General features: G+C 61.1%; 16 protein-coding genes and 1 tRNA gene. 6 read left to right on the top strand and 11 right to left on the bottom strand.

Annotated features, from left to right (window positions below; translation table 11 throughout):
• The first annotated feature begins 429 nt into the window (after positions 1-429).
• Entirely contained in the window at positions 430-1,305 is an 876-nt protein-coding gene (locus NG895_RS08085; protein WP_252851967.1) for a DUF1330 domain-containing protein, read from the top strand.
• Positions 1,306-1,647: 342 nt separating this feature from the next.
• Here NG895_RS08085 and NG895_RS08090 read toward each other — a convergent pair whose 3' ends face one another.
• On the bottom strand, positions 1,648-4,344 hold the full coding sequence (locus tag NG895_RS08090; RefSeq protein WP_252851968.1) for a hypothetical protein: 2,697 nt from the start codon (positions 4,342-4,344) through the stop codon (positions 1,648-1,650).
• Between the two features lie 322 nt (positions 4,345-4,666).
• On the opposite strand from NG895_RS08090, the gene NG895_RS08095 reads away from it, so the two are divergent.
• Both NG895_RS08095 and NG895_RS08100 read left to right on the top strand, forming a co-directional pair.
• Positions 4,667-4,948 (top strand): transcriptional regulator, encoded by a 282-nt coding sequence (locus tag NG895_RS08095; RefSeq protein WP_252851969.1) that lies wholly within the window; start codon positions 4,667-4,669, stop codon positions 4,946-4,948.
• A gap of 207 nt (positions 4,949-5,155) precedes the next feature.
• Positions 5,156-6,613, top strand: a complete 1,458-nt coding sequence (locus tag NG895_RS08100) for a serine/threonine protein kinase (protein WP_252851970.1) — start codon at positions 5,156-5,158, stop codon at positions 6,611-6,613.
• Positions 6,614-6,676: 63 nt separating this feature from the next.
• On the opposite strand, the gene NG895_RS08105 is transcribed toward NG895_RS08100, so the two are convergent.
• The 6 genes from NG895_RS08105 to NG895_RS08130 all read right to left on the bottom strand — a co-directional run bounded on the left by NG895_RS08105 (position 6,677) and on the right by NG895_RS08130 (position 11,637).
• On the bottom strand, positions 6,677-7,111 hold the full coding sequence (locus NG895_RS08105) for a hypothetical protein (RefSeq protein ID WP_252851971.1): 435 nt from the start codon (positions 7,109-7,111) through the stop codon (positions 6,677-6,679).
• A 128-nt stretch (positions 7,112-7,239) separates the two neighbouring features.
• On the bottom strand, positions 7,240-7,830 hold the full coding sequence (locus tag NG895_RS08110) for a class I SAM-dependent methyltransferase (RefSeq protein WP_252851972.1): 591 nt from the start codon (positions 7,828-7,830) through the stop codon (positions 7,240-7,242).
• 92 nt (positions 7,831-7,922) lie between these two features.
• Positions 7,923-9,077, bottom strand: a complete 1,155-nt coding sequence (locus NG895_RS08115; protein ID WP_252851973.1) for an HlyD family secretion protein — start codon at positions 9,075-9,077, stop codon at positions 7,923-7,925.
• 4 nt (positions 9,078-9,081) lie between these two features.
• Entirely contained in the window at positions 9,082-9,447 is a 366-nt protein-coding gene (locus NG895_RS08120; protein WP_252851974.1) for a DUF3302 domain-containing protein, read from the bottom strand.
• 254 nt (positions 9,448-9,701) lie between these two features.
• Complete coding sequence (locus NG895_RS08125; protein ID WP_252851975.1) at positions 9,702-10,001, bottom strand: hypothetical protein; 300 nt, start codon at positions 9,999-10,001, stop codon at positions 9,702-9,704.
• A gap of 154 nt (positions 10,002-10,155) precedes the next feature.
• Positions 10,156-11,637 (bottom strand): zinc ribbon domain-containing protein, encoded by a 1,482-nt coding sequence (locus tag NG895_RS08130; RefSeq protein ID WP_252851976.1) that lies wholly within the window; start codon positions 11,635-11,637, stop codon positions 10,156-10,158.
• A gap of 73 nt (positions 11,638-11,710) precedes the next feature.
• Here NG895_RS08130 and NG895_RS08135 point away from each other — a divergent pair, with 73 nt between their 5' ends.
• From NG895_RS08135 to NG895_RS08145, 3 genes are all read left to right on the top strand, one after another.
• The gene (locus NG895_RS08135) at positions 11,711-12,691 is read left to right on the top strand and encodes a DNA polymerase III subunit (protein ID WP_252851977.1); all 981 of its coding nucleotides are present in this window, start codon (positions 11,711-11,713) and stop codon (positions 12,689-12,691) included.
• 337 nt (positions 12,692-13,028) lie between these two features.
• On the top strand, positions 13,029-15,344 hold the full coding sequence (locus NG895_RS08140; protein ID WP_252851978.1) for a sodium-translocating pyrophosphatase: 2,316 nt from the start codon (positions 13,029-13,031) through the stop codon (positions 15,342-15,344).
• A 114-nt stretch (positions 15,345-15,458) separates the two neighbouring features.
• Positions 15,459-15,547: transfer RNA gene (locus tag NG895_RS08145), tRNA-Ser, on the top strand.
• A gap of 119 nt (positions 15,548-15,666) precedes the next feature.
• Here NG895_RS08145 and NG895_RS08150 read toward each other — a convergent pair.
• The 4 genes from NG895_RS08150 to NG895_RS08165 all read right to left on the bottom strand — a co-directional run bounded on the left by NG895_RS08150 (position 15,667) and on the right by NG895_RS08165 (position 23,896).
• Positions 15,667-17,895, bottom strand: a complete 2,229-nt coding sequence (locus NG895_RS08150) for an ABC transporter permease (RefSeq protein ID WP_252851979.1) — start codon at positions 17,893-17,895, stop codon at positions 15,667-15,669.
• Entirely contained in the window at positions 17,892-19,046 is a 1,155-nt protein-coding gene (locus NG895_RS08155) for an HlyD family secretion protein (RefSeq protein ID WP_252851980.1), read from the bottom strand. The genes NG895_RS08150 and NG895_RS08155 overlap by 4 nt, the downstream gene beginning before the upstream one ends.
• Positions 19,047-19,115: 69 nt before the next feature.
• Positions 19,116-21,734, bottom strand: coding sequence for a DUF11 domain-containing protein (locus tag NG895_RS08160; RefSeq protein WP_252851981.1), 2,619 nt, complete (start codon positions 21,732-21,734; stop codon positions 19,116-19,118).
• Between the two features lie 278 nt (positions 21,735-22,012).
• Positions 22,013-23,896 carry a BBP7 family outer membrane beta-barrel protein gene (locus NG895_RS08165; RefSeq protein ID WP_252851982.1) on the bottom strand — a complete coding sequence of 628 codons (1,884 nt, stop codon included), beginning with the start codon at positions 23,894-23,896 and terminating at the stop codon, positions 22,013-22,015.
• Positions 23,897-24,081: the final 185 nt, after the last annotated feature.

Consider the following 24,081-nt stretch of genomic DNA (forward strand, 5'->3'; position numbering starts at 1 on the left):
AGAGTGGAGCCAGGATTCAACTCCCCACGCGCTGCCATCTGCCCTCCGCCCACCAAGTTGCCAAAGACCCCGCCGCGCATCAGCCGGTGGTTCTATTAGATCAGCTGGAGGGGTGAATTCTACGGCGAAGTTCTTACAGCGGACATTCTTGTGAGGTGGGTGCCACTACAGCCACGGAGCGGCGACAGCGCGTAGCCCGGGACGCAAGCCCCGGGTACTCGTTCGCAGTTCCACATAAGCCACGGAGTGGCGGCAGCGACTGAGGAATTGCTAAGGCGATGAACACCGCGGGGAGCTAGGCGGCACAAATGAGGTGCGTTTTGCTACAATCGAGGGCTGGCTCATCCACACTCGTTGTAGATAAGGCAGGATCGATCGAGGCTTATCCACATTCATTGCGTCTAATCACAACTTCGAGTGAAAAGCAAAATGTTGCAGAAAACCAAAGATTGGCTTGCCCTCCTCACTTGCCTCTTCGCCTTAGTTTCGAGCACGCAGGCCGAGGAAGCGGATTGCCCAAGTTCCGAAATCTCCGCCATCGAGGATCGGCTCGCCTTGCTGGAAAAGAACCCGGATACTCATCCGCTCATCTTGATGCGACTTCTCAAGTTCAAGAGCAACGATGGCCTGACAAAATACGAAGAGTTTCTGAAATCTTATCAGCCCATCCTTCGAGAGATGGGCGGTGAATTCCTATTCTTGGGTAGCGCCACTCCTTACAAATTGGATTATGAATCATCACATGAATTGTTCGGATTGAAGCACAATCCCTGGGATCTGCTTGTCATTGAACGATTCCGCTCACGTAAAGATCTTCGAAGGCTTGGGGACATGAAAGTCTACCAGCAAGCGGAGTCCGAGCTTCACGCCCATTTGGAGAATATTGCCATACACGCGCTCAACGGAACGCTACATGGCGGCAACGGTCGTAGCTCGGCCGATACTGTGGTCGCGCCCGAATTTCCGGACGGAGACGAGCTTTTTGAGATCAATCTTCTCCAGTTTAAGCCGAATGGTGGCGAGGTGAAATACTACAAGGAATACGCGAGGGAGGTCCTTCCCATGATTGGTCACGCTGGCGCCAAGGTGATCTACGGGCTCAAGGCGGAACTGATGTTGGTAGGGGAAGAGCGATACGATCGTGTTGTTCTCGTCATGTACCCATCAGAAAAGGCGTTTCATCAGATGGTGATGAGCGAGGCTTATCAAGCGATCTCGCCTAATCGTGAGGATGCCTTGGAGGTGGGGCATTTGTTTGGATTTAGGAATGCAGGGCGAAGACTGAAACGCATGCAACAAGAGTGACTGAATATTGGAGCGCCTGATCTTTCCAACCTCCGCCGGTCGAACAACGCAGAGTAGGCAAACCTCACCTGCCTCGAGTCGAATGACTTCCAGCTAAATGGCCCACCGAAGCCCTCTAGGGCCCCTGGAAACTCCCCGCGGTGCAGCTCACTTCGGCGAGATACTATTCCCCCAAAAGCCGCAACAACAAACAGCCCAGAACAATCTCGCTGCCGCCGATCCGTGGCTGAGGAGAATTTACCCTGGTGCGACGCATTGAGTCACCCAAAGCACTTTCTGGTAGCCGGAGTCGCACGTCTTCGGAGAACTCGCTGGGAAGGGCCGGAACTCTTGCGAGTCCAGCTACGGACTCGCAGCCGGCCGCGCCGCCGTCCTCTGCGGCCGTAGTACTTCGCGGATCATTACCGCATCGACGTCGGCCGTCGCTGGCCCGGTGAGGGCCAGCTTCACGTGAATCGTGCTCGCATCGTCGATGGTGCGAATCAGGCGGAACGGTTGCCAGCCCGTGGTCGCCCGGATCCGTAGCGCGAGTTGCTCGCCTCCCAGGTCGTCGACCACCATCAGCTCGCCCGACTGTCCACTGGCCACCATCACGCGGGCCCATCCCGTGATCTCGACGACGGTGCCCTTTCTGACTGGCACGTCGGGCGACGTGATCCAGACGACGGGCTTGGGATCCTCGTCCAGCACTCGGGCATCGCCCTGGTCGCGGGCCAAGAGCCTCAAGCAGGCCTGGCCATGTTTCGCCTGGGCGGGGACGAGTTGCACGCCGGTGTCGAGCATGGCTTCGGCATAGTTGGCATGAGTCCAGCCGGCGGTCTGGGCCTCGGTGAGATCCTCAAAATCGCCGCCCATCAGCAGGTTGTTCCCTCTTGGCAACGAGGCCAACGACTGATGCAAGGCGGCCTCGGTGGGCAGCAGTCGCAGTTCGCCTGCGGTCGGCATGCTGATGAATCCACCCGGCTGCAATTGCTTTTGAACGTGTCGACGCTCGGCGGCGGCCGTGTATCGCAGTTGCGTTGCCAGGTGAAAGGTCTGCGGATAGCGTTTGGCGGCCAGCAACTGATCGCATTGTTCGATGGCCCGCTTCAATGGGGTCACGCGGCCAGCGGCAATGTTGCCCCGCGGGTCGGACAGTTGGCTTTCCACGGTTTCCAATTCCAACAGGTCGGCCATCGCCAGCCCCCGCTCGGCCTGCGCGGCTTGCAGTGCGGTGTCGCCAAGGCGGCGTTGCACCGTGGCCAAGGTGCGGCTTTCGTTGGTCAGCAGCACCCAACCGCCCGCATCGGCCGCCGGTACCTGCACCTGGAAACCACCTGCCACCTGGCCGCTTCCCAATGGCAGCAGCCCAGCAGGCGTGAGCAGGTGGGCGCGGGCGGTTTGCGGCACGCTGGCCAGATTCAAGCTGGCGGTACCCAGTCGCTGGGGCGAGTCGGTCGGTTGCTCGGGCAGCATCACCAGACGCGAACGCCCCAATTGCCAGGCGGTCACCGCCACGTCCGAGTTGGATAGCTCGGCCGAAGGATCTCGCTTACCTGCCACGAGCCATGGTTCCACGAGCCGCAACTCTTGATTCAACAATCGCAGTTGATCCGCCAACCGCCGCGCTTCGGAACTGGTCGTACTGAGACGTTCGGGCGTGCAGACCACCAGCCCTCGACAACCGGCAGCCATGGCCGACAGGGCCGTGCGGCGAACGTCGCCCGGTTCGTGCCACCCGAGGTGGCTCGCTTTGGGGGCCAGCAACTCCGCTTGCCGGCGGGCGAGCGTGGTCCAACCGAGCGAGAGCTGTGTCCATGGCGAGCACCCCATCACGGGCAGCGGCTCGTCGCTCCGCGCCATGCTGCCAAGTGGTTGGTCTCGGACCAAGACGTCCGCCAGTTGAGCGTAGCGGCGATGGCGGTCGCGGGCGCCCACCAGGATGGGACGGGCGAGCCGATCGTTGCGGCGGACCTCCTCGGCCTGCGATGCAATGGCATCCATATCGAGCGCGTCGCAGTCGAGTCCCATCGACCAGGCGAGCACCGTTTGCCAGATGGTGTTCGGTTCGATCGTACTGAGTTTGTCGGCTGGCGGCGGCGGGCAGATGACCCACAGTTTCTCTTGCCGCGCGGCGTGGAGTTGGGCTTCGGTGGCGGTTTCGTCCAGCCACACGGCATTGAACCCCAACTCGGCCAGCAGTTCGAGACGCTCGCCACGGTACTGAATCACGCGCGGCACCAGTGGTTGTCCCGCCACGGCCAGGGTGTCGCCGTGACGGCGAACGTCGACCGGCTCGAATACCTCGTCGGCAGCCGTCGCGGCCGTACCGGGCGCTTGCAGCAGCGGTCCATCATTGTCGCCCCCCGCCAGTGGCGGAGCAAACACCGGTGTTTTGTCGGATGACTTTGCCGCAGCGGACTGGGTAACGACGCCTGCCACCTTCAAGTGGTCGACCTCCACCAGCGACTGGCCATTGCCGCCGGGCACCACCAGCACCACCCGTTCGATGTACGCTTCGCGCGGATCCACCTGGCGATTGGGATCGGTGCTCATGATGCGAGCTTGCCGCTCGGCCAACAGGGGCAGTCCTTCGATCCGCAGGTGCTGCCAGCGGCCCGTTTCCGAATAACGCAATCCGTGCACCAATGCCCGCAAGGGTTTGCCCGTGCGAGGATCGGTACTGCGGGGATAGGTGACTTCCGCAGCCACCTGCATCGAGGGCCGATTGCCACGCACCAGCACTTCGATGTTCACCTCGTCCAGCACCCGCAAACGGCCCACTTCGTGGGTCAGGTACGCGGCGTAACCGGCTGGGCAGGCGAGCACCACTCGCTCGGCGGTGATAGGGATTGCCACATCGGACGAGCGGGTCCGCCGTTGGTCCAGGATGCGGATATTGGCCGCCGGCTGCAGCTGCCAACTAGTCGCGGGGCCGCTAAATCCCTCCTCCAGCACGTTATCGGCCCTGGCCCCCGTGGCGACCAGCACCAGCACAACCGCCACCCCGGCCGCCCAACGCCATGCGTAATTTCGAGCGATTGTGGGGGCGGATGTCATGGCGCACCGATCTCGAGCCAGCAAACGGTCGGCAGGTGGCCCCAAATGTCCAGGGTGTTGCTTTAGCGAAACGTCCTGCAGAGGGGGGCCTTTGGCGACGTAAATCAGGCTTCTAGCAGGGTTTTCGCAACAGACCCAGAGCACTTTGAGGCGTTTGGGCAACACTGGCCCGGCGGCAAGAATCGCTGTGCCAACCCGTTGATGGTTCGTAAGTTGTTTGTGTATAATCGGTTGCGGGCGGTTCTCGCAGCCGCGGTGCGAAGGTGTGGCGCGCAGCGTGCATTGGTAGCAAGGTATACAACCCACCCAGGAGCTTACCTCAATGCCCGATCTGCAGCCCAAAACTACGACCACTAGCGAAGAAGTGCCCGCCGACGTTCGTCAGCTTGCCGAATTCATCCACAGTCTGCCCGAGAATTACTCCGAGCAAATCCTGCCCGTGCTCGATCGCGTGCTCGAAAGCACTAAACGCCGCCGGCGGATCCTCACCTTGGTTCAAGATGCCCTCGGCCAACTGCGGCTTGATATGAAGTACTTGATGTTCGACCTCGAGGCGACCCGCCGCGAGCGAGACGAGTACAAGGCCAAGTTGGAAGAAGAGTAGGCAACCGGAACCCATCTTCGCCAAGCCTTGTCCGGTTCTGGCGAATAATCCGTGCGACCCCGCACGATTTCCCTAGTGGTCAAGTCGTGTGGTCCCCTGGGGCTTTCGTGCTGTGTGAGTGCGGCCCCGAAGAAGATTCAGCAGAAGTGCCAGCGGGTTTTGGCTGCCCACCGCCAACACCGTGGCGAGGAACAGAATTAACGCGTTATGGCGACCGTTACCACCGCGGATCAACTGGCACAGTGCGCGATGGAGGTCGGTGTACTCGACCATCGCGACTTGCAGATTGTGCGCGGTGACCTCGGTACCCGAACCGTCGACCTGCACACCCTCTCGCAGGAACTCCTGCGGCGCAATCTGCTGACGCAATACCAGCTGGAACGTGTCATGAAGGGCCTCAAAGGTGGCTACTTCTATGGCAAGTACAAAGTGCTGTATTGCGTGGGAGCCGGAACGTTCGCCCGGGTGTTTCGCGCCGTGCACACCGATACCAAAGAGGTATTCGCCGTTAAAGTGCTCCGCAACCGGCACATGGCCGAGTACGCCGACGTCTTCCGTCGCGAAGGGGAACTGGGGGCCTCGCTCAAGCACCCCAACATCGTCCCCATCCACGAAGTGGTCTCGCGGCGCGATGCCCAGTACATCGTGATGGACTTCATCGAGGGGCGGAACCTTCGCGAGTTCACGCGAGTTCGCCGGGTGTTCGAACCGCTCGAAGCTGCGGGCATTCTCGATGGCATGCTTTCGGGACTCAACTACGCCTTTCAGCAGGGCGTGACGCATCGCGACTTGAAGATGTCCAACGTGCTGGTCTCCAGCGAAGGCGAAGCCAAGCTGCTCGACTTTGGCCTGGCGGCGCTCGAAAGCGAAGCCGGCGCCGACGCCGGGGTGAAGCGGACCGTGGAGTACGCCGCCCTGGAGCGGGCCACTGGGGTCCGCAAAGAAGATACGCGGAGCGACATTTTCTTCGCCGGTTGCATTTTCTACCACATGCTCAGTGGCCACTCGCCGTTGCCGGAAGGACGCGATCGAGGCAAACAACTGAGCAAGGCCACATTCGAGCAGATCCCGCCCATCGCGAAAGTCGCACCCAAGGTGCCGCCCACGTTCGCCAAGGTGATCAACCACGCTATCGAGCTAGACCCCAGCAAGCGTTACCAGACGCCGGCTGAGATGCTGGCCGAATTGAAGATCGCCGCTAAGCGACTCGCCGAGCGAGGCACCGGCCAGCAACCCAAGAACGAACTGGCCAGCAACGAAGGTCACGATGAAAGCGGCCAACCGCGCCGTCTGCTGGTGGTGGAGTCGAACGTCAAGATGCAGGACCTGCTGCGGGACCTATTCAAGCAGCATGGTTACCGAGTGCTCGTGGCAAGCGATCCCGACCGGGCGCTCGACCGCTTCTACATGGACGCCAGTTCGGCCGAAGTGGTGCTGTTCAGTACCGGCGACATCGGCCGCGCGGCCCTCGAAGGCTTCAATCGTTTTGGCCAAGAGAGCATCACCCGCGAAATCCCGGCCGTCCTGCTGGTGGACGAAGCCCGCAAAGAATGGGTAAAAGAAGCCGAAACCGCCGATCACCGCGCGGCGCTGGCGATGCCGGTAAAACAGCGGCAACTTCGCCAGGCCATCCAGTCGGTTCTGAGCCGACAAGCGGTGAACTAGTGGCAGCCCCCACGAAGTGCGTCGGAAGAATCACCGACCATGCTCTAAGCTAGCCCCTTGCCGCTATTCTGCGTGTTCGGGGGAAGATTCATCGAGACACAAGTCGGCTTCGGCGATTTCACCAAAGCGTCCGCGCACGGCATACCACAATCCGGGGACCCCGAAAGCTGCTAGGCCACAGAGGGCATTAAGAGCCGTCGCAGAAGAGCGACGACCGTCACCAATCCACTCACCCTCGATGATCATGTCGGCCAGGTACATTGCATAGCCTAGAAACACGATAGCTCCTACAAGACGCCAGCACCAACGAAACTTCACGGTGTCGTACAATCCGGCGAATACTAGGGCGGCAAGCAGTTCACACCCAAGAAGCACGATCCATCCGGAAACACTTGGTGGGCTGACCAGCAAGGGCATCAGCACAAGAAACGCCACAAGAAAAGGAGCAGTGCTCCAGAATATGAACCGGCTGGGAACCGTTGTCACTTGGTTTGCCACAACATGTTTCTCCCGCATTCGCGGCGCATCGCCCTTCCGACAGATCTCCAAGGGAACTATAGCTCCTAACCGAGTGGAATGACGCGGCGAAATCCTCCAGCCAGTTTCATGCAAGAGAAATCAGCAACTTACTTTTCTTTACGCCCAATCGCCTGCACCACCGAAGCCAGCCCCGTGTGGTAGGTGCCCTCGACCACCTCACGCTCAATTTCCTCAAGGTGCGTGAAGCTCAGCCCCGCCAGTTCGGTGCGGAGCGACTCGGCGGTTTGCATCGTGTCGGCGTTGTCTCCGCCGCCGGTGCCGTATTCTAGCTGTTTGGGGGTGTAAGCTTCGAGCAGAAACACGCCGCCCGGCTTGAGGGCTCGAACCACTTTGGCGTGCACCTCTCGGCGAACCGCCGAAGGCAGTGGGCAGAAAATTGACACGATGCCGTCCCATCGCTCGATGCCCAAATCGTACTCCGTCAGGTCGGCGGCAATGCATTGCAGTGGAACCTGCTGCTGGGTGGCAAGTCGGGCCGCTTTTCGCAACCCGATCTCCGATGCGTCGACGGCCGTCACCGCGTAACCTTGCCGGGCAAGGAACACGGCGTTGCGTCCTTCGCCCTCAGCGAGACTGAGCACCTTGCCTTGGGGAATCTCCGAGAACCGGGCCGCCAGGAAATCGTTGGGCTGGGTGCCGTAGATGTACTCGTCGGTGCTGTATCGTTCGTCCCACATGGTGTGTCCTGCGTCGGGGGTGAATGCTCCCGATTGTAGACGATGGACACCGCCTGCGGGAGAAAGAAAGGAGCGCCGCCAGTCAGGCACCACTAGTGAGAGTTCGGCAAGTGCTCGCCGTCGGAGAACACGAAGTTGGCCCACGACTTCATCCGCATCAAGACCTTGCGAACGACGGCTACCGGCTCCATGTATTCGCTGTACACGGCTACCTCGGCGCTGGAACCTGGGGGGACGTTGAACCCTTCGAACGCATTCTCGTCGAAATCGATCACTACGTTAATGCGACCGTCGCCCTGAACGCTGTCGGGGTCGACCAGGGTGCCCGAGGGTTGCAACTGCCCCAGGGCCACGGCGGCGCCAACAAGTCGCACCTTGCCCTTGAATACTCGCCCTGGAACCGCCGGGAATACGACTTCGGCCTCGGCTCCTTCTTGTATGCGCTGCGCGTTGTTTTGCAAAAACGAGGCTACAAACAGCTGCGAATCGTCGTGCTGAAACACCATCAATGGTTTCAACGGCAGTGGCACCGCCATCATGCCGGGACGCAAGAAGACCTGCAGCACAATGCCATCGGTCGGCGCCCGGACCACGGTTTGATCCAAATCGAACTGCGCTGCGACCAGTGCCGCCTGGGCGTTGGCGACATCGGTATGGACACCATCGATCAGCGAAGTGGTTTCCAGTTCCGCTCGTTTCAACTCCGCTTGCGCCATCCTGGCTTCGGCTTCTGCGGACAAGTAACTCTGTCGAGATTGCACAAACGCCGACTGCGATACGGCACCTGAGGCAACCAACTCCTTGTCGCGCTCGTAGGTATCTTTGGTCGCAGCCAGCAGCGACGCGGCTGCTTCATACGCTTGCTCCTGCATGTGCAAATTCTCGTCCAACTCTTCGACGCGCTGCTTTGCAGAAGCAAGTTGGGCGCGTTTCTGATCGACGGCAGCCTGAAACGGCGTGGGATCGATCTTGAATAACACGTCACCGGCCTTCACATGTTGCGCGTCCGACACCAACACTTCGGTCACATGCCCGCGGACTCCACTGACGATGGGGGTCGTAAGGTAGTAGTCACGGGCAACGCTGGTGTACGGATGGTTATAGTTCATCAGCAGCAACAGCGCGGCAAGGATCGCGACGCCGCCCAGTGCGGTGGTCAGCACCGTGTAGGCATTGACCGGCACCTTGAACACCTTGAACGCCACAATGGCGATCGCGGCGTACGTCATTAAGATCAGTAGATCCATTGACTCATTCCGATTGGCTGTCGTTCTCGTTGGTCGCGGGCGCGGAATCCAGTTTCGCCTCGAGTTCTGCAATACGATTTCGTAGCGTCTCTAGTTCCTGGCTATTTACGTCATTTGCCGGCTCGGAAGAAGGTCGGCCGGCATAGCCGCGTTTCGGATCGTAGGCGTATGCCCAGATCCACAGAAAAGGCCAAATGGCGTGCAGCGTGAATAGGCTGATCCAGCCGCCTGCCTCGATGGCATCCTGATGCGGATGGTTGCGAGCCTTGGCAATTCGGTGGGGAATCTCGTGAATCGCCACGAATCCATAGGCCAGAGTCAGCACCACAAACAGCATGACGACCAGGGCAAACCAGCTCAGAGCATCCACCATATACTCCCTACATCTTTGTATTGAGACCGGTTAGAGAAGGTCGCAGCCTGTGCCGAAGCAACCCGCAATAGAAAGTATAGCGGCCAAACTCTGGGGCTGGCAAACTACGGCAGAAGAAATCTCGCCACTGCGGAGGCCGAACAGGCGGACACTCCAAATGCGGCAGCGGCACCCATGGAGCCGACCGGGTAAACTCTGTATACAGCAAGCGGCCGGACGCAGCCACCGCCTCCAACCGCGTGATCCGTCGCTCAGCTATTCTTCTTTTCTTGAATCGCCAATTCCCGCTCCGCCACCCACTCCTCGCCAGCCGAGAAGGCGAGTCTCTGGTTGGGAAAGTCTCGCAGGTATGCGACGCGCAAGTTGCGATCGTTGATGATTCGCAAGTGGTACCGGGTTCGCTTGAAGGGCGCCGATGTCTCCATGGAGATCAGTTCGAACCGGTAATTACCAAATCTCCGCTGCCCATCATGCTGCATCCCCGGACGGCGTTGACGGCGGAACTTGCCCAACTCGCTGTGACGCGACGAAGACGAGTAGTACAGCGACATGGCCTGAGTTCCTGATCGTACGGGCGTGAAGAAGAGATGACTTCTTCAGTATGATCGGCACACTCGGTGGCCTCTATCCAGCAGGGCACGGAAAGCCATTGCTGCTAGCACCTGCCCATCCGTTGATGCGAACTGTGACGGTTACGCGCCCGCGCTAGGATTCCTCGCGAATACGCCACGCCAGTCGTCCGAGCAGGCGGTAGTAAGCACCCGCTGCGCCAACGATCGGCACGCTAGCTGCCAGCAGGGCGTAGGGTCCCATCCACGCCAAAAGCGCGACAGCAAGCACCATCACGGCGGCCATAGCGCCGCTGACTAGGTAGAACGTGGTCCAGGTACCCGAACACCTGCCGAGGCTGCCGAGCACCCCCGGCATGATGAGTGCGAACGGCGCGGAGGCCTCCAGCGTGGAGAGCTGCACGATGGGATACAGCAGCCAGCCGCTGACCAGCATGCCCCCCAACACCGCCCAGGAGGGTGCGCCGGAAACTTGCACCAGCAAATACCCGGGTGCCGTGGCGACCAGCCCGGCCACCATGATGTACAGTGCTTCGCCCAACCAGTCGATGGGATTGATGGTCGGCCAGGCGGTCATCTGATCGTTGCCTTCGGAACTCTCGGTAACGATCGTGATGGCCGTAGCCGCGCAACATGCGGAACACAACGCCGCCACGGCGCCGGCAGCACACAGCAGCGGCAGTCCGGCCACGGCTCCATAGGGACCGCCAGTAAAGATGATATTGAAGGCGAACACGGCCAAAGCGGCCGCCGCCGAGAACCAAGCGCTCAGCCCCAGCCAACGAGCGACCACTCCGGACGAGGCGAGGAACGCGCCCCAACCGGTGAGCAGTGGCAGCCGCGGCATTTGCGGTCGCGCTTTACGATTGGTCGCCACCCGCGACATCCGCTCTTCTTTTTCTTGCTCGCTCAGGCTATCGAATTCGTGCAACCGCGAGTAAATGGGCGGCGCCGAGGGCGTGGCCATCTCGGCGGTCACTTGGGGTGGCTCGATTTCCAGATCGGCCCCCAGATCCTTGGCCGCCGGCTTGGGCTTGCCCGGACGGACCCGCGTGCCGTGGTCGCAGTCGGGACAGATCGCCACCGAGCCCACCATCTCCGGCGGCACGTACTGCAACGTGCCACATAGTTCGCAGTGCACGGGGAGCATTTCTGCTTGGGAGGCCGCCAGCGTGACGCCCCAGGGCTGGTCGTCGCCCTCGTACAGTTCGTACTGATCGCCCAGCATGGCGGCCGGTACAGCTTGCTTGGTTTTCGGTTTCGGCGGTGGCAGCGTGGTCTCGGTGTAGCAGTCGGGACACTTCAGCGGTTGGCCCACCTGATCCAGACGCCCATACATCCGGGTACCACACAAGCGGCAATTTACGCCAACGTGCGTCACCTCGGGCGGCTGTTCCGCGACAACCACTTCGGGCTGAACGATCGGGGACACCGCTGCCGGCCCGCGAGCAATGGGCTGCACTTCGAACGGAGCCCGGCAGTGGGGGCACCGGGTCCGACGCCCCACGTGCTCGCCGCCAACACGAAATTTGGCCTGGCAGCCAGGGCACTGGGTGCGAATAGTCGCGTCGGTCGTCATGGCGAATCCGCAGCCTCGAGCGGGGGAGACGAAAAACATCGCAGCTTCGAGTATAACGGTTTCGTCAGCAAAAGTCGGTCTAATTCCCAAATTCCCCTGCGGTGGCTTGCCCATGTGGATGGATATCCACGGTCACGATTCAATTGCCGAACGGTTCGCCCGGACGCTGCGCGACGGGCGACTAGCCAGCACCTACCTGTTTGTGGGGCCGGGGGGCGTGGGCAAGCGGATGTTCGCCCGCCGATTGGCCAAGTGCCTGTTGTGCACCGGGACTCCGGCCACCGAACTGGAGGCCTGCGATCAGTGCGAGTCGTGCCAGTTGATGGACGCCGACAACCACCCCGATCTCCTGGAAGTGGGACTGCTGAAGGACAAGCGGACGCTGATCCTGGAGCAGTTTGTCGGCGACGACGAACATCGCAACCGTGCTGGTCTGTGCCACGATATCTCGCTGAAGCCCTATCTGGGCAGGCATCGCGTGGCGGTGATCGACTGCGCGGACACTTTCAACAACTCTACAGCCAACGCGCTGCTCAAGACCCTGGAAGAGCCACCCCCCCGGTCGGTGATCATACTGGTGGGCACCAGCGAAGCCCGCCAGCTATCTACCATCCGCTCGCGGTCGCAGATCGTGCGGTTCGCACCGCTCGAACCGGCAATGCTTGCGCAACTGTTAGTAGAAAATGAGTTGGTAGATAATACCCAAGTTGCCCAAACCGTATCGGAGTTGGCCGAAGGGAGTCTCGATCAGGCCGTGGCCATGGCCGACGAAGCGCTGTGGCAAGTGCACACCCGGGCCGTTGAATTGCTGAACCAGCCGGTGATCGATAGCGTGAAACTCGCTGTGATGGTGCATGATTACTCCAACTCGGCGGGCAAGGAAGCGGGTCCGCGGCGCACTGCACTGTTGCAGGTACTGGGCCTGGTGGCGCGGCACTACCGCCGCCACCTCCGCGCCGCCCCTGCCTCGCCCGAGGTGCCGCGGCTGCTGCGCCGCATCGATCGTTGCCTGGATGCGGAGTACCAAGTCGACCGGAACGTTCATTTGCAGACGGTCATTCAGGCTTGGGCGGACGATTTGGCGCGCTCCTGAGTGTGCAATGAGCCAATAGGGCGCGCGCGTTTTGCCATGCGTGCTAAAGTCGCTCATTCCCCACATTGACAGCGATTCAACGCGTGGGCTAGACTTCGACGTTGTTAAGCGTCGGGCGGCGTAAAACACCCAATTCCGCGCTTTCCCGACGTGCGTTGGATTGCACTCTTTGACCACAGGAGCGGTGACGCGGCACCGATGGTCGTATCGCATTTTGTCGTGTCACGGCTATCTCTCTATACGCTGACGCTGTACAGCGAAAGCCTCGCTGGCAGCTCGCGCGAGCTATACCTTCGTTTACCTTTTTAGTAGCCCCAGGGCTTAAAGGATTTGCATCATGGTCGACCCGAAACTCATCATCTATGTTGTCCCAGCGGTGGCTGTCGCCGCCCTGATCTACGCCATGGTCAGGGCGAAGTGGGTGCGCGATCAGGACGCCGGCGACGAGCGCATGAAACTCATTGGCGGCTGGGTAGCCGAAGGCGCCATGGCATTTCTATCCCGCGAGTACCGTTCGCTGGCCGTGTTCGTCGTGGCGGTGGCCATCCTGTTGGGAGTTACCAATCACTATGTCTCGGCCGATACTAACGCTTATATCGCCGCCTCATTCGTACTGGGTGCATTCTGCTCGGCGCTGGCCGGTTTCTTCGGAATGAAGACCGCCACGTCGGCCAACACCCGCACCGCCGCGGCCGCGCGCGGTGGCCTCAACACGGCGCTGCAAGTCGCCTTCGCCGGCGGCTCGGTGATGGGCCTGTGCGTGGTGGGACTGGCCCTGTTGGGGTTAGGCTCGTTGTTCTTCATCTTCACCCAGATGCACCCTGAGTCGCTCACCGGTGGCGCTCCTACGATGCTGGTGCTCAATACGCTTTCCGGTTTCTCACTGGGGGCCTCCTCCATCGCACTGTTTGCTCGCGTGGGGGGTGGCATCTTCACCAAGGCGGCCGACGTTGGTGCCGACCTGGTGGGTAAAGTCGAAGCCGGTATCCCTGAAGATCACCCGCTGAACCCTGCCACCATTGCCGACAACGTGGGCGACAACGTGGGCGACGTGGCCGGCATGGGTGCCGACCTGTTCGAATCGTACGTCGGTGCCTTGATCTCCAGCATGATTCTCGGCGCCGCCTGGTATACGGCGCTCGACGCGGTCGAGCCTGGCTCGGGCATGAATGCCGTTTACCTGCCTTTGGTCATCGCCGTGGTGGGCGCCGTCGCTTCGATCATTGGCTTCTTCTTCGTCACCACCGAAGAAGGGGGCGACCCGCAGAAAGGTCTGAACCGCGGCATGTTTGTTTCCGGCGGCCTGATGATCGTCGGCACGATTGGTGCGATCTACATGCTGATTCCTCATGCCGGAGTCCCTTTCGCCGATACCGTTATCAACCCCAATGCGACAGAAATTCTTGTCACCTGGAAGGGAGTGAGCCTGGCGGTGGTCGCCGGACTCGTGGCCGGCATTCTCGTGGGCATGATTACCGAGTGGTACACCGCCTGTAATCGCACGCCGGTCGAGACCATCGTCAACGCATCCAAGACGGGCCCTGCCACGACCATCATTCAGGGTGTGGCTGTTGGTATGAACTCCACGACCGCGCCGATCCTCGTGATTGGCGTCGCCATCCTGGTGGCATTCTGGTGTGCCGGACTGTACGGCATCGCGATGGCCGCCCTCGGCATGCTCTCCACGCTGGGCATTCAGTTGGCCACCGACGCCTACGGACCGATCGCCGACAACGCCGGTGGTATCGCCGAAATGGCGCAACTCGGTCGCGAGGTGCGTGCCCGCACCGACAAGCTCGACGCGGTGGGTAACACCACGGCCGCCATTGGCAAAGGTTTCGCCATTGGCTCGGCCGCCCTTACGGCCCTCAGCCTCACGGCGGCGTACCTCACCAAGATGAATGGCACCGTGGAGATCAACGCGGCGGACCCCTTCGTGCTGGTTGGACTGCTCATCGGCTGCATGCTGCCCTTCCGTTTCTCGGCCATGGCCATGGTGGCGGTAGGCAATGCTGCCCAGGACATGATCCAAGAAGTGCGACGCCAGTTCCGCGACATTGCCGAACTGCGGCCCGCGCTCGACGCCGCCCAGCGGGCCGAGAGCGAAGAACGCGATCCCACCGCGGAAGAAGCGGCCCTGATTGCCGCCGCCGATGGCAAAGCCGAGTACGCCCACTGTGTCGAGATCGCCACGGCAGCGGCCATCAAGCAGATGGTGGCCCCGGGCCTGCTGGCCGTGATTGTGCCCATCTTGGTGGGTCTCTACTCGCCCAATATGCTGGGTGGACTGCTGATAGGCGTGACCATCTCGGGCGTCTGCCTGGCGATTTTCCAGGCCAATTCCGGTGGTGCCTGGGACAACGCCAAGAAGCAGGTCAAGGACGAAGGTCACGCCAAGTGGGGCGACGACTTCGACGAAATGCACAAAGCCACCGTGACCGGCGATACTGTGGGCGACCCGTTCAAGGACACCTCGGGCCCGTCGATCAACATTCTGATCAAGCTGATCAGCGTGGTGGCCATGATCATCGCCCCGGTGCTTTATGCTCAGCATCACCGAACCGAAACCTCGCCCGATGCGTCTAGTGATGCACAGGCCCTGCAGCGGCCGGCGATTGTGGCCCCGCTGGACGACAGCCTGGCCACCCGGTAAAACGTTCGCATACTGCGTCCGACTCCCAAAAAAGGCTGGACTTTTCAGCTCGCCTTGGGCGACGTAGAATAGGACGCTTCGGTGCTGGCGGCAGAGGTCTGCCAGCACCCGCCAGGAGAGGTGGCTGAGTGGTCGAAAGCACCGGTTTGCTAAATCGGCGTACGGGTCATTCCGTACCGCAGGTTCGAATCCTGTCCTCTCCGCTGAGCACAAAGCCCTCGCAGTTGCTGCGAGGGTTTTGTCGTATCGGGAATCCGAAAACCCCGCTACGGGCTCGGGACGCGTTCTACTTGGCTGGCAGGAACCGCACCCTACTTCGCGTCTACGCCAGGCGTTTCTGGAATCGCATCACGCTGAGCCAGAGGACCGCAATGCAGCAGATCGAGAGGCCGACGATCCAGGGCACCAGGTCCAGCAGGTCGGCCCCGCGCAGTACGACGCCGCGGAGGATTTCGATGAAGTAGGTTACCGGGATAGCGAAGGTTACCAGGTAGATAGGTAGCGGCATCTCGCTGCGGGGGAACATGAACCCCGACAACAGCACCGACGGCAGCATGATGATGAAGGCGAACTGCATGGCCTCGAGCTGCGTTTTCGAAAGCGTCGAGACCAACAGCCCCAACCCTAACGAGCAGACCATGAACAACATGGCCAGTACCAACAGCAGGGCCAAGTTGCCGCTCACCGGGACGCCGAATACGTAGACCATCACGGTCAGCACCAGCAGCAGTTCGACGAATCCTATCATGGCGTAAGGCAACAGTTTGCCAAGCAGCAGGCCCATTCGGCCAACAGGTGTGACAAACAGTTGCTCGAGCGTGCCGAGTTCGCGCTCGCGTACGATGGCGAACGATGTAAGGAATAGCGTCACCAGTTGAAGTATGATCCCCACCAGGCCCGGCACAAAGAAGTGCGAGCTATCGAGGTCGGGATTGAAGAGCATCCGCGTACTAACATCGATTGGCAACACGCCCTCGCCGGTTTCGTTGCGAGCCGGTGCCACCTGCAGCGACTCTCCCTTCGCCCGGGCCATTTGGATCGAAAGGCTGAGGCCCAGCAGGTTTGCGGTGCTCTGGGCGGTGGTCGCCACCTGGGAGTCGCTGCCATCGATCAACACTTGCACCGAGGCCTGCTCGCCGCGGACCAGTCGATCGGAGTAGTCTGGCGGTATCCGCAGTCCCACCTTCGCCCGGCCGGAAGTGATGGCGCGGTGGAAGGAGTCCTCGTCTAGCACATGCTCCTCTAAGCGAAATCGGCGCGTATTGACGAACGATGAAGTCAGTTCGCGGGCGTGCTGTCGGCCGTCCATGTCGAACACCACCATCGGAATGTTCTCGATCTGCGTGTCGATGGCGTAGCCGAAAATCAGCGTTTGCATCACCGGAATGACCAACATGAAGAACAGCGTGCTCGGCTGTCGGCGAATGTGCACGAGTTCCTTGACGAGCACCGCTCCCAGTCCGGCCAAGGTTTTGCCCTTGACCGTTTTCGGAGGGGGCGGCGTTTCAGCCTCTAAAACCGGCTCGCTCTCGGCAGGTTCTGCTGCTGTTTCGGTCAGGTCGATCTCTTCGGGGGGCGTGGTGTCGCGTTCGGCGTTGGCGGTGAGGGTGACGAACACGTCCTCGAGCGACGGCGGAATCTCGCGGGCCCTGGTGTCGTTGCCTTCCAGGCCAAGGCGATCGATCAACTGCGGCGGACGCAAGCTTTCGTCGACCAGCACGTGAACTGTCTCGCCAAACAACGTGGCGTCGCGCACCCCGTGCATACCGCGCAACCCGGTGAGGTGCTCGGTGGCTTTCGGGATACGGAGTTCGTATCGCTTGGTCCCCTCGGGCGAGACCTGCGGCAACTGCTTCAGTTGATCGGGCTTACCGAGCACGAGCATCCGCGATAGATAGATGTACCCAACGTCGGTACACCGCTCGGCTTCGTCCATGTACTGGGTGGTGACCAACTGCGTGACGCCGCGACCCGACAGCTCGAACAACAGGTCCCACAAATGCCGGCGCGCCACGGGGTCGATGCCCGCGGTGGGTTCGTCGAGCATCAGGATTTCTGGATCGTGGATCAGGCTGCAGGCCAGGGCCAGGCGTTGTTTCCAACCACCGGAAAGATTTCCAGCAAGCTGATGCTCGTAGTCGCCAATCTCCGTCAGACCGAGTACGTAGGCCCGCCGCTCGGCCAACCGTTCGCCCTCCAGCCCGTAAACACGTCCGTAAAAGTCGAGGTTCTCTCGTACCGACAAGTCGGCGTATAAGCTGAATTTCTGCGACATGTAGCCCACACGGGGCTTGATGAGTTCCGACTCTTCGAGCGATCGATGTCCCAGGACGTAAGCCGCGCCACTGGTGGGTGGAAGGATGCCCAACAGCATGCGGATGATGGTCGATTTACCGCTGCCGTTGGGTCCCAAGAGGCCGAAGATAGCGCCCCGTTGCACCTGGAACGAGACGTCCTCGACCGCCACCACTTCGCCAAAATGGCGGGTTAGTCCGCGAACGTCGATGGCTGGGGCATCGCTGGCGGGTGGTTCGCTGGCGGGGCGATTCATCCGTCGTCCCCCGCCGGCTGTCCGGTAACGGGCTGCAGCCACACATCGGCCGTCATGCCAGGCCTCACCAGGTCGAGCTTGTCTTTGGGCAAGTCGACCTTAATGCGAAACACCTGCTTCGATCGTTCCTCGGGGGTTTGCACATTGTTGGGAGTGAACTCCGCCTGCCGCGAAATAAACGTGATGCGGCCCACCATGCGCTGGCCGGGCAGGCTATCGACCGTAATGGGTAGTTGCTCGCCCACTTGCAGTCCGACACGATTCTGCGGCACGTAGGCCCGCACCCAAAGGTGGCTCATGTCCATGATCGACAACACGGGGCCACCGGCCGGCGCCAGGTCGCCCTTCTGCAGATCGAGCGCCTCGACCACGCCATCGACCGGCGATTGAACGGTTAGCTCCTCTTTCTGTGCACGAACCACTTCCAGGGCAGCGGCCGCGGCGTCGCGGGCGGCCTTGGCGGCCTGCACCTCCTCTTTACGGCTGCCTTCCTGGGCCAGCATCCACGCCTGGCGGGCTTCTTCCACCTGCGCCACCGCTTCGCGGATTTCTTCCTCGCGCGTGCCCGCCAACAGCAGGTCCAACTCCTCCTGGCGAACATTGGCGAGCCCCTGCGCTACGTGAATCTGTTCGCTGGCTTCTTCAAACTCCTCGCGAGTGATGGAGTTGGAACTCAACAGCTCCTCGCGGCGTTCGAATTTCCGTTTGGCGAGTGACAACTCGGCCTGCGATACCTGCACGCGGGCCCGTGCAGCGTCGATCTCTTCCTGGCGCGGACCGGCACGGAGCTTGTCGAGTACGGCTTGCTGCCGCTCGAATCGCGCCTTTGCCTGAGCAATCTCCTGCGGCCGAAAGCCGTTGGCCAGGCGTTCGAACTCGGCCTGGCGGGTGGCGAGCTGCTCGATAGCCTCTCTTTCGCGCTCCAGCAGATCGTAGGGTTCGAGCTCGAACAGCGTCTGCCCCGCAGTGACTCGCTGACCTTCTTCGATATGCACCGCCGCGACGCGGCCGCCAACGCGCGAGCCCACCCGGATCTCATCTGCCTCGATGAAACCAGAGACATAGTCGACCGACGAACGGTACTGACTGTAGACCAGCAGCCCTGCGAGGGCCGCGACAATCAAGAACACTGCCACCAAGCGGGAAAACATCGCAGGTTATCAGGCGGTTGGAGTTGTAGTCGAAGGTGTCGCCCACTCCCATCAGCCTAACGTGCTGCACTACAGGCTGGAAGCCAGGAACCGGCGTTTGCTCAAGGTAGGCAACAATTCGCCGAACGTGTAGGCTGTGGCGTCGACACTGCTGGCCAGCACGATGTTGGAGATCTCGTCGTTGGCCACGTCGCCACCCTCGCTGCCGGCGCTATCCTGTCCATCCGGGTAGAACGACGGGTCGGTTTCGGTCACCTGGTAGGTACCCGGCAGCAGATTGGTGAACTGGTACGTACCATCGGCCGCCGTAGTGGTGGTCTGATTGACCGGCGCGGCAGTAAAGTCGATACCCGTAAGCGTGATCATCACGCCCGCAATGCCCTGCTCACCTGGATCGCGTACACCATCGTTGTTGGCATCGACGTACACAGCGCCAGAAATGGACGAGGGAGCCACGGCCACGATCGATTCGGAGGTGGCCGTATTGTTGGCGGGCGTCGTCTCGGTCTCGTCGGCGGTAACCGATGCCGAGTTAGTCAGCGTGCCAATAAACGTGTTGCTGACGGTTGCCGAGATCGTGACTTGCGTGCTTTCGCCGCTGGCCAACGTGCCCAGGTTATAGTTCAGCGTGGTACCGGTACTCGAATCACCTACCACGCTGTCGGGCATGGTCGATGAGCCGGTATCAAATGCCAAATTGGCGGGCAGCGTGTCGGTCAGCACGACGTTCGTAGCCGCGCTGGGACCGTTGTTGATCACCGTAACCGTGTAAACGATCGTATCGCCCGGTGCCACATCGGCGTCGCCGTCGTCGTCCACCTTGGTAACGGCTAGATCGATGGTCTCTTCGACCGTGGTCGCTGCCATGGCAGTGTTGTTGGAGGTGTCCGACTCGTCGGTAGCCGAGACGCTCGCCGTGTTGGTCAGAGTGCCCGTGGCGCTGGCGTCGACATCAACGTTAATCGTCACGGTGACTGTGGCGCCCGAGGCAATGTCGCCCAGGTTAGCAGTGACCTCTCCCGCTGAGTGGGATACCGCGCCCACCGTGGTGCTGCCCGAGTCGAACGTCACACCAGTGGGCAGCGTGTCAAGGAACGAGACACCGAACGCTGTGGAGGGTCCATTGTTGGTCACATCAATGGTGTAGACCAGCGATCCGTTGGACGACACCGCCGACAGGTCGACCTCTTTATCAATCACCAGATCGAAGCCATAGAAGCCGAAGTCGACGGTGAGGTTGGAATTCGCATCCGAGTCGCCGTCGTCGGTAGGCTCGTCGTCGCCCACCAGCGTGATGGCCTGCGTCACCACGCCGAAGGTCGATAGGGCGTAACCGTTGTCATCGCCGTCCACGTCGTCGTCGGGATCGGGTGCAACGGTGGCCGTCTCGTTGCCGGTGGACGAGATCAATCCGGCCAGCGGTTCGCTTGCGCCGAATTCCGTTTCCGCAATCCGCAGTAGGTATTCTCCTGGCAGCAGGTCCTCGAACAGATAATTTCCATTAGAGTCCGTGGTTTCGGTGGCCAGCAGTGTGTCGACGCCATCGCTGTAGACCCCGTCGGTGTTGGTGTCTTCGTACAGCGAAACGACCACGTCTTCAATGCCCGCCTCACCGGTGTCGAACTCGCCATCGTTATCCAGATCGGCAAACACCTGGTCGCCCAGACTCATGCGATACAGTGCGGTGAAATCGGCGGTTTTGACCGTGTTGCCTACAACACCCACCATTTGCACGCGCGCGTCCAGGCCGCTGACGTCTGGATCCTGGAAGTCGAGCACCATCTCAATGGCGGTCACGTTACTGAAGTCGATGCCGGTGCCCTGGACGTTCTCGGTGAACGCCGTGAAGGGGACAACAATCTCCTCGTCCGCGTCGCCATCCAGCAGACCGTCCTGGTCGAGGATGCTGACGGTGGCTTCGGCCGTGTTGCCGCTGCCACTGGTAAGCCGCAAGACGACTTCGGCATCGGGTTTAGCATCGGCGCTGACGTTCAGCAGCATACCAAAGTTGCTGCCGCCATCGGAAAAGTCGAGGCTCAGCCCCGCCGGGTCCACCGCATCGCCGTCGCCATCGGCGCCGTCCCAGGTAACACGAGCAATGCCCTCGGTGCCGCTGCTCGACTCGAGACTCAAGATATTATCGCCGCCGAACATCGAGGTCAACGTCACGTTGCCTGTTGTCGTGGCGTTGACGTACAGGTCGCGTACTCCGCCAGCGTTGGCATTGGTTCCATCCGCGTCCGATGCGTCCGTCACACCGACCGCACCGCCCGACCGCATCACGGTTGCGGATTGGGCCGTAGAGAAATCGTCGATCGTCAGGGCCGTTACGCCCATCGCCTCGCTGGCGTTAAATGTCACCGTCTGCAGGTCGCCGCCCGCCAGGGTCTGCAAGTCGGACGAGGGCGTGATTTGTACGAAGTATGTGCCTTCGGTCAAACCGGTAAACGTGTACTCGCCACTGCCATCGGTCAGGGTGGGCGCACCGTACTGCGGATCGGTGGCGGCGTCGTCGAAGGTGCCATTGCCGTTGCCGTCGCGGTACAGCGTTACCGGCAACCCAACTACTACGGTGTCGTTTGCCGGGTTGCCGTCGTTCTGCAAGTCGTTGAGCACCGTACCCGAGATCTGGCCCAGGTCGGCAGCCAGCAGCTTACGGTCTTCCAAACGTTCGAAGTGGCACTTCATCGCAAAACTCTCCGTATGGAAGGAGTCGAACTACCGCTCTGACGCGGCCAGCATGGGATAAGTCAATGGCTGCTTGGGCATCGCCGCTCGGAGCGGGCGCAGCACTAACTATATCGCCAAACAGGCGGCGCGTAGTGGACCGACAACCGTCAGAATCGGCAAAATCAGCTGCCGGCAACGACAGCAGCGATAGCAGCCAGAACGGTGGAGAAGTTGGAGAATGCAGAGGAATCGAGAAGTTCGGCCCCCTGAGCCTGGCACCACTGCGCGCCGGCCAATTAGAACCGATAGTCGAGTCCAAGGTTCAAACCGTGGGCCAGCAGCGAAGTGTCGTCCCAACGGAAGCGGGGGCGTTCGGGCCCTACCACTGGTTCGACCACCGGCGGCAGCAGGTTGGGGTTCACGTCCAGATCGATGTGCTCGCCAGGTCGGGCGACGCTGCCCCAATAAATCAGGGTGTATCCCACAGTAGCCTTGAGCCGGGGGGTGATGCGGTAGCCAGCCGTCAATCCAATCTCAGGGATGGCGGTGAACTTGTCGCGGTCGTACTTGCCGATGTTGCTACGCAGCGCCAGCAGGCCTCCCTCTTCGGAGTACGAGTTGACCCCATCGCTGACCGTGGTGCCGCCATCGACGGTCACGCGTTGATGCGTATTGCCCAAGGCCACCTTGGACAAGAACTCCAGCGTCCAGCGCGTCGACTCCCATTCCCAGATAAAACCGACGTCGCCGCCGTGAAATTCGTTGTAGGTGTCGAAGCGGTCGTAGATGTCGAACGTGCCGGGACTGGCCGTGAGCAAGGAGTTGAGATCTTCTTGAATCAATACGCGTTCGTCGAGCTTGAAGAACCGATAGCCGGCGATCACATCAATACGCGACACGCTGCTGGGACCAACCGCTGGACCACAAGGACTGCAGGTGTTGCAGACGCCACCAATCTCCTTGCAGCAGATGGCCGCCCGCAGACGGAGGCCCGCACCGCCGAAATCGCTTCGCGTATCGACACTTACGGTGCCTTCGACCACATTGGGATACGACACCAACTCGGCGTCTTCGGCGGGCGGCAACACATCGCCAACGCCGTCGACCGGTACCATGTTGAAAAAGGGCCGAGCCAAGATGGGGGATCCCCCATCGCCCGTGGCGCTGAATCCGGTCGAAGCGGTTTCGAAGAAGAAGATGTCGCCTTCGATGGCCAAGTCGCGGTACTCGTTGAACCAGGTGCCCAACTGGAATCGCAAGCCGTCGCGGCTGCCACCCAGCACTTCGCCACCACCAAACAGGATCGAGGTCCCCTCTTCTCCCAGCACACCGGCCTCGCCCTGGGGCGTGCCAGCCGGGCTGGAAGTTACCAGCGGCGGAATGTTCATCCCGTCGATCCACCACAGCAGGTATTCGGCCCGGCCGTAGAAGCGTCCCCGGGCACCGCGGCAACAGCTAGGGTTGAAGCTGGTGTCGGGCGAAACGAAGTAGGGCGAGTAGGTCTGGCACTCGTTGCAAGCATTGCCACTGCCCCAGGCGTCGTAGCCGTTGATGTACCCACCGCCTGCTGGCATTCCGTACTGGTTCACGGTGCAGTTGGGGCAGTTGCCCGGCGCGGCGTTGCTGGTCATGCCGTATTGATCGACCACCACGGGGGCCACCTGGGCGGTGCGGTGTTGGGGCTGACTATTGTTGTTGATGCGCTGAGCCACCGGCTGCTGATGCTCGGCCTGCACCACGTCGAACTGCGGCGCGGCGTATTGCTGCGCGGCGGCTGTGATGGGCAGATTGAGTTGCGATGCCAGCAACGTGGTGCCGGTGTCGCTGCGCACGGTCACCCGTTCGCCTACGAACGACGCCAGATCGATACCAGGCGAAGACTCAACGTACCTCTGAACGCGGCCAAACTGGTCGGCCAGGGCGTACTCGCTGGTACCGTTGCTAGTATCGGGATTGCGGATCAACAGCGCCTGTTGCATCTGCGTCTGCGGCGGGGTATTCGCCGAGGGTGCAGGGTCCGCAGCTAAATCTGCCAGCGAACGAACAGGTTGGGCTCCTCCGCGCTGTGGCGACCAGGCCAGCGGTTGTGCGGTAACAAAACCTGTCGCTAGCAGCGCCACTGTCGCCATCATTGTACGAGCCAACGAAACGCGCAGCGTGCGCGAGCACACCTTATCCATGGAACAGCTCCCAGCAGATTAGTCGCCCACCACCATTCAGCGGCAAGACTTGAGGTTTAGCAAAAGTGAAAAGATTTCGAAGAAAAGTCCGCGGGCGAGCTTTTAGCACAACGCCCTGAGGCTCGCAACGCCAAAGCCGCACAATCACTACTACCGTTAAAGTCTGACAACCCAGGTGGTCGAAT

The organism is Aeoliella straminimaris, from assembly GCF_024054565.1.
In the GTDB taxonomy this organism is placed as follows: domain Bacteria; phylum Planctomycetota; class Planctomycetia; order Pirellulales; family Lacipirellulaceae; genus Aeoliella; species Aeoliella straminimaris.

What these genes read in the sequence shown, in the direction of transcription:
- NG895_RS08140 (WP_252851978.1), top strand. Translation starts at nt 13,029, where the DNA reads ATGGTCGACCCGAAACTCATCATCTATGTTGTCCCAGCGGTGGCTGTC.
- NG895_RS08135 (WP_252851977.1), top strand. Translation starts at nt 11,711, where the DNA reads ATGTGGATGGATATCCACGGTCACGATTCAATTGCCGAACGGTTCGCC.
- NG895_RS08115 (WP_252851973.1), bottom strand. Translation starts at nt 9,077, where the DNA reads ATGGATCTACTGATCTTAATGACGTACGCCGCGATCGCCATTGTGGCG.
- NG895_RS08150 (WP_252851979.1), bottom strand. Translation starts at nt 17,895, where the DNA reads ATGAATCGCCCCGCCAGCGAACCACCCGCCAGCGATGCCCCAGCCATC.
- NG895_RS08155 (WP_252851980.1), bottom strand. Translation starts at nt 19,046, where the DNA reads ATGTTTTCCCGCTTGGTGGCAGTGTTCTTGATTGTCGCGGCCCTCGCA.
- NG895_RS08110 (WP_252851972.1), bottom strand. Translation starts at nt 7,830, where the DNA reads ATGTGGGACGAACGATACAGCACCGACGAGTACATCTACGGCACCCAG.
- NG895_RS08100 (WP_252851970.1), top strand. Translation starts at nt 5,156, where the DNA reads ATGGCGACCGTTACCACCGCGGATCAACTGGCACAGTGCGCGATGGAG.
- NG895_RS08095 (WP_252851969.1), top strand. Translation starts at nt 4,667, where the DNA reads ATGCCCGATCTGCAGCCCAAAACTACGACCACTAGCGAAGAAGTGCCC.
- NG895_RS08090 (WP_252851968.1), bottom strand. Translation starts at nt 4,344, where the DNA reads ATGACATCCGCCCCCACAATCGCTCGAAATTACGCATGGCGTTGGGCG.
- NG895_RS08160 (WP_252851981.1), bottom strand. Translation starts at nt 21,734, where the DNA reads ATGAAGTGCCACTTCGAACGTTTGGAAGACCGTAAGCTGCTGGCTGCC.
- NG895_RS08085 (WP_252851967.1), top strand. Translation starts at nt 430, where the DNA reads ATGTTGCAGAAAACCAAAGATTGGCTTGCCCTCCTCACTTGCCTCTTC.
- NG895_RS08165 (WP_252851982.1), bottom strand. Translation starts at nt 23,896, where the DNA reads ATGGATAAGGTGTGCTCGCGCACGCTGCGCGTTTCGTTGGCTCGTACA.
- NG895_RS08130 (WP_252851976.1), bottom strand. Translation starts at nt 11,637, where the DNA reads ATGTTTTTCGTCTCCCCCGCTCGAGGCTGCGGATTCGCCATGACGACC.
- NG895_RS08125 (WP_252851975.1), bottom strand. Translation starts at nt 10,001, where the DNA reads ATGTCGCTGTACTACTCGTCTTCGTCGCGTCACAGCGAGTTGGGCAAG.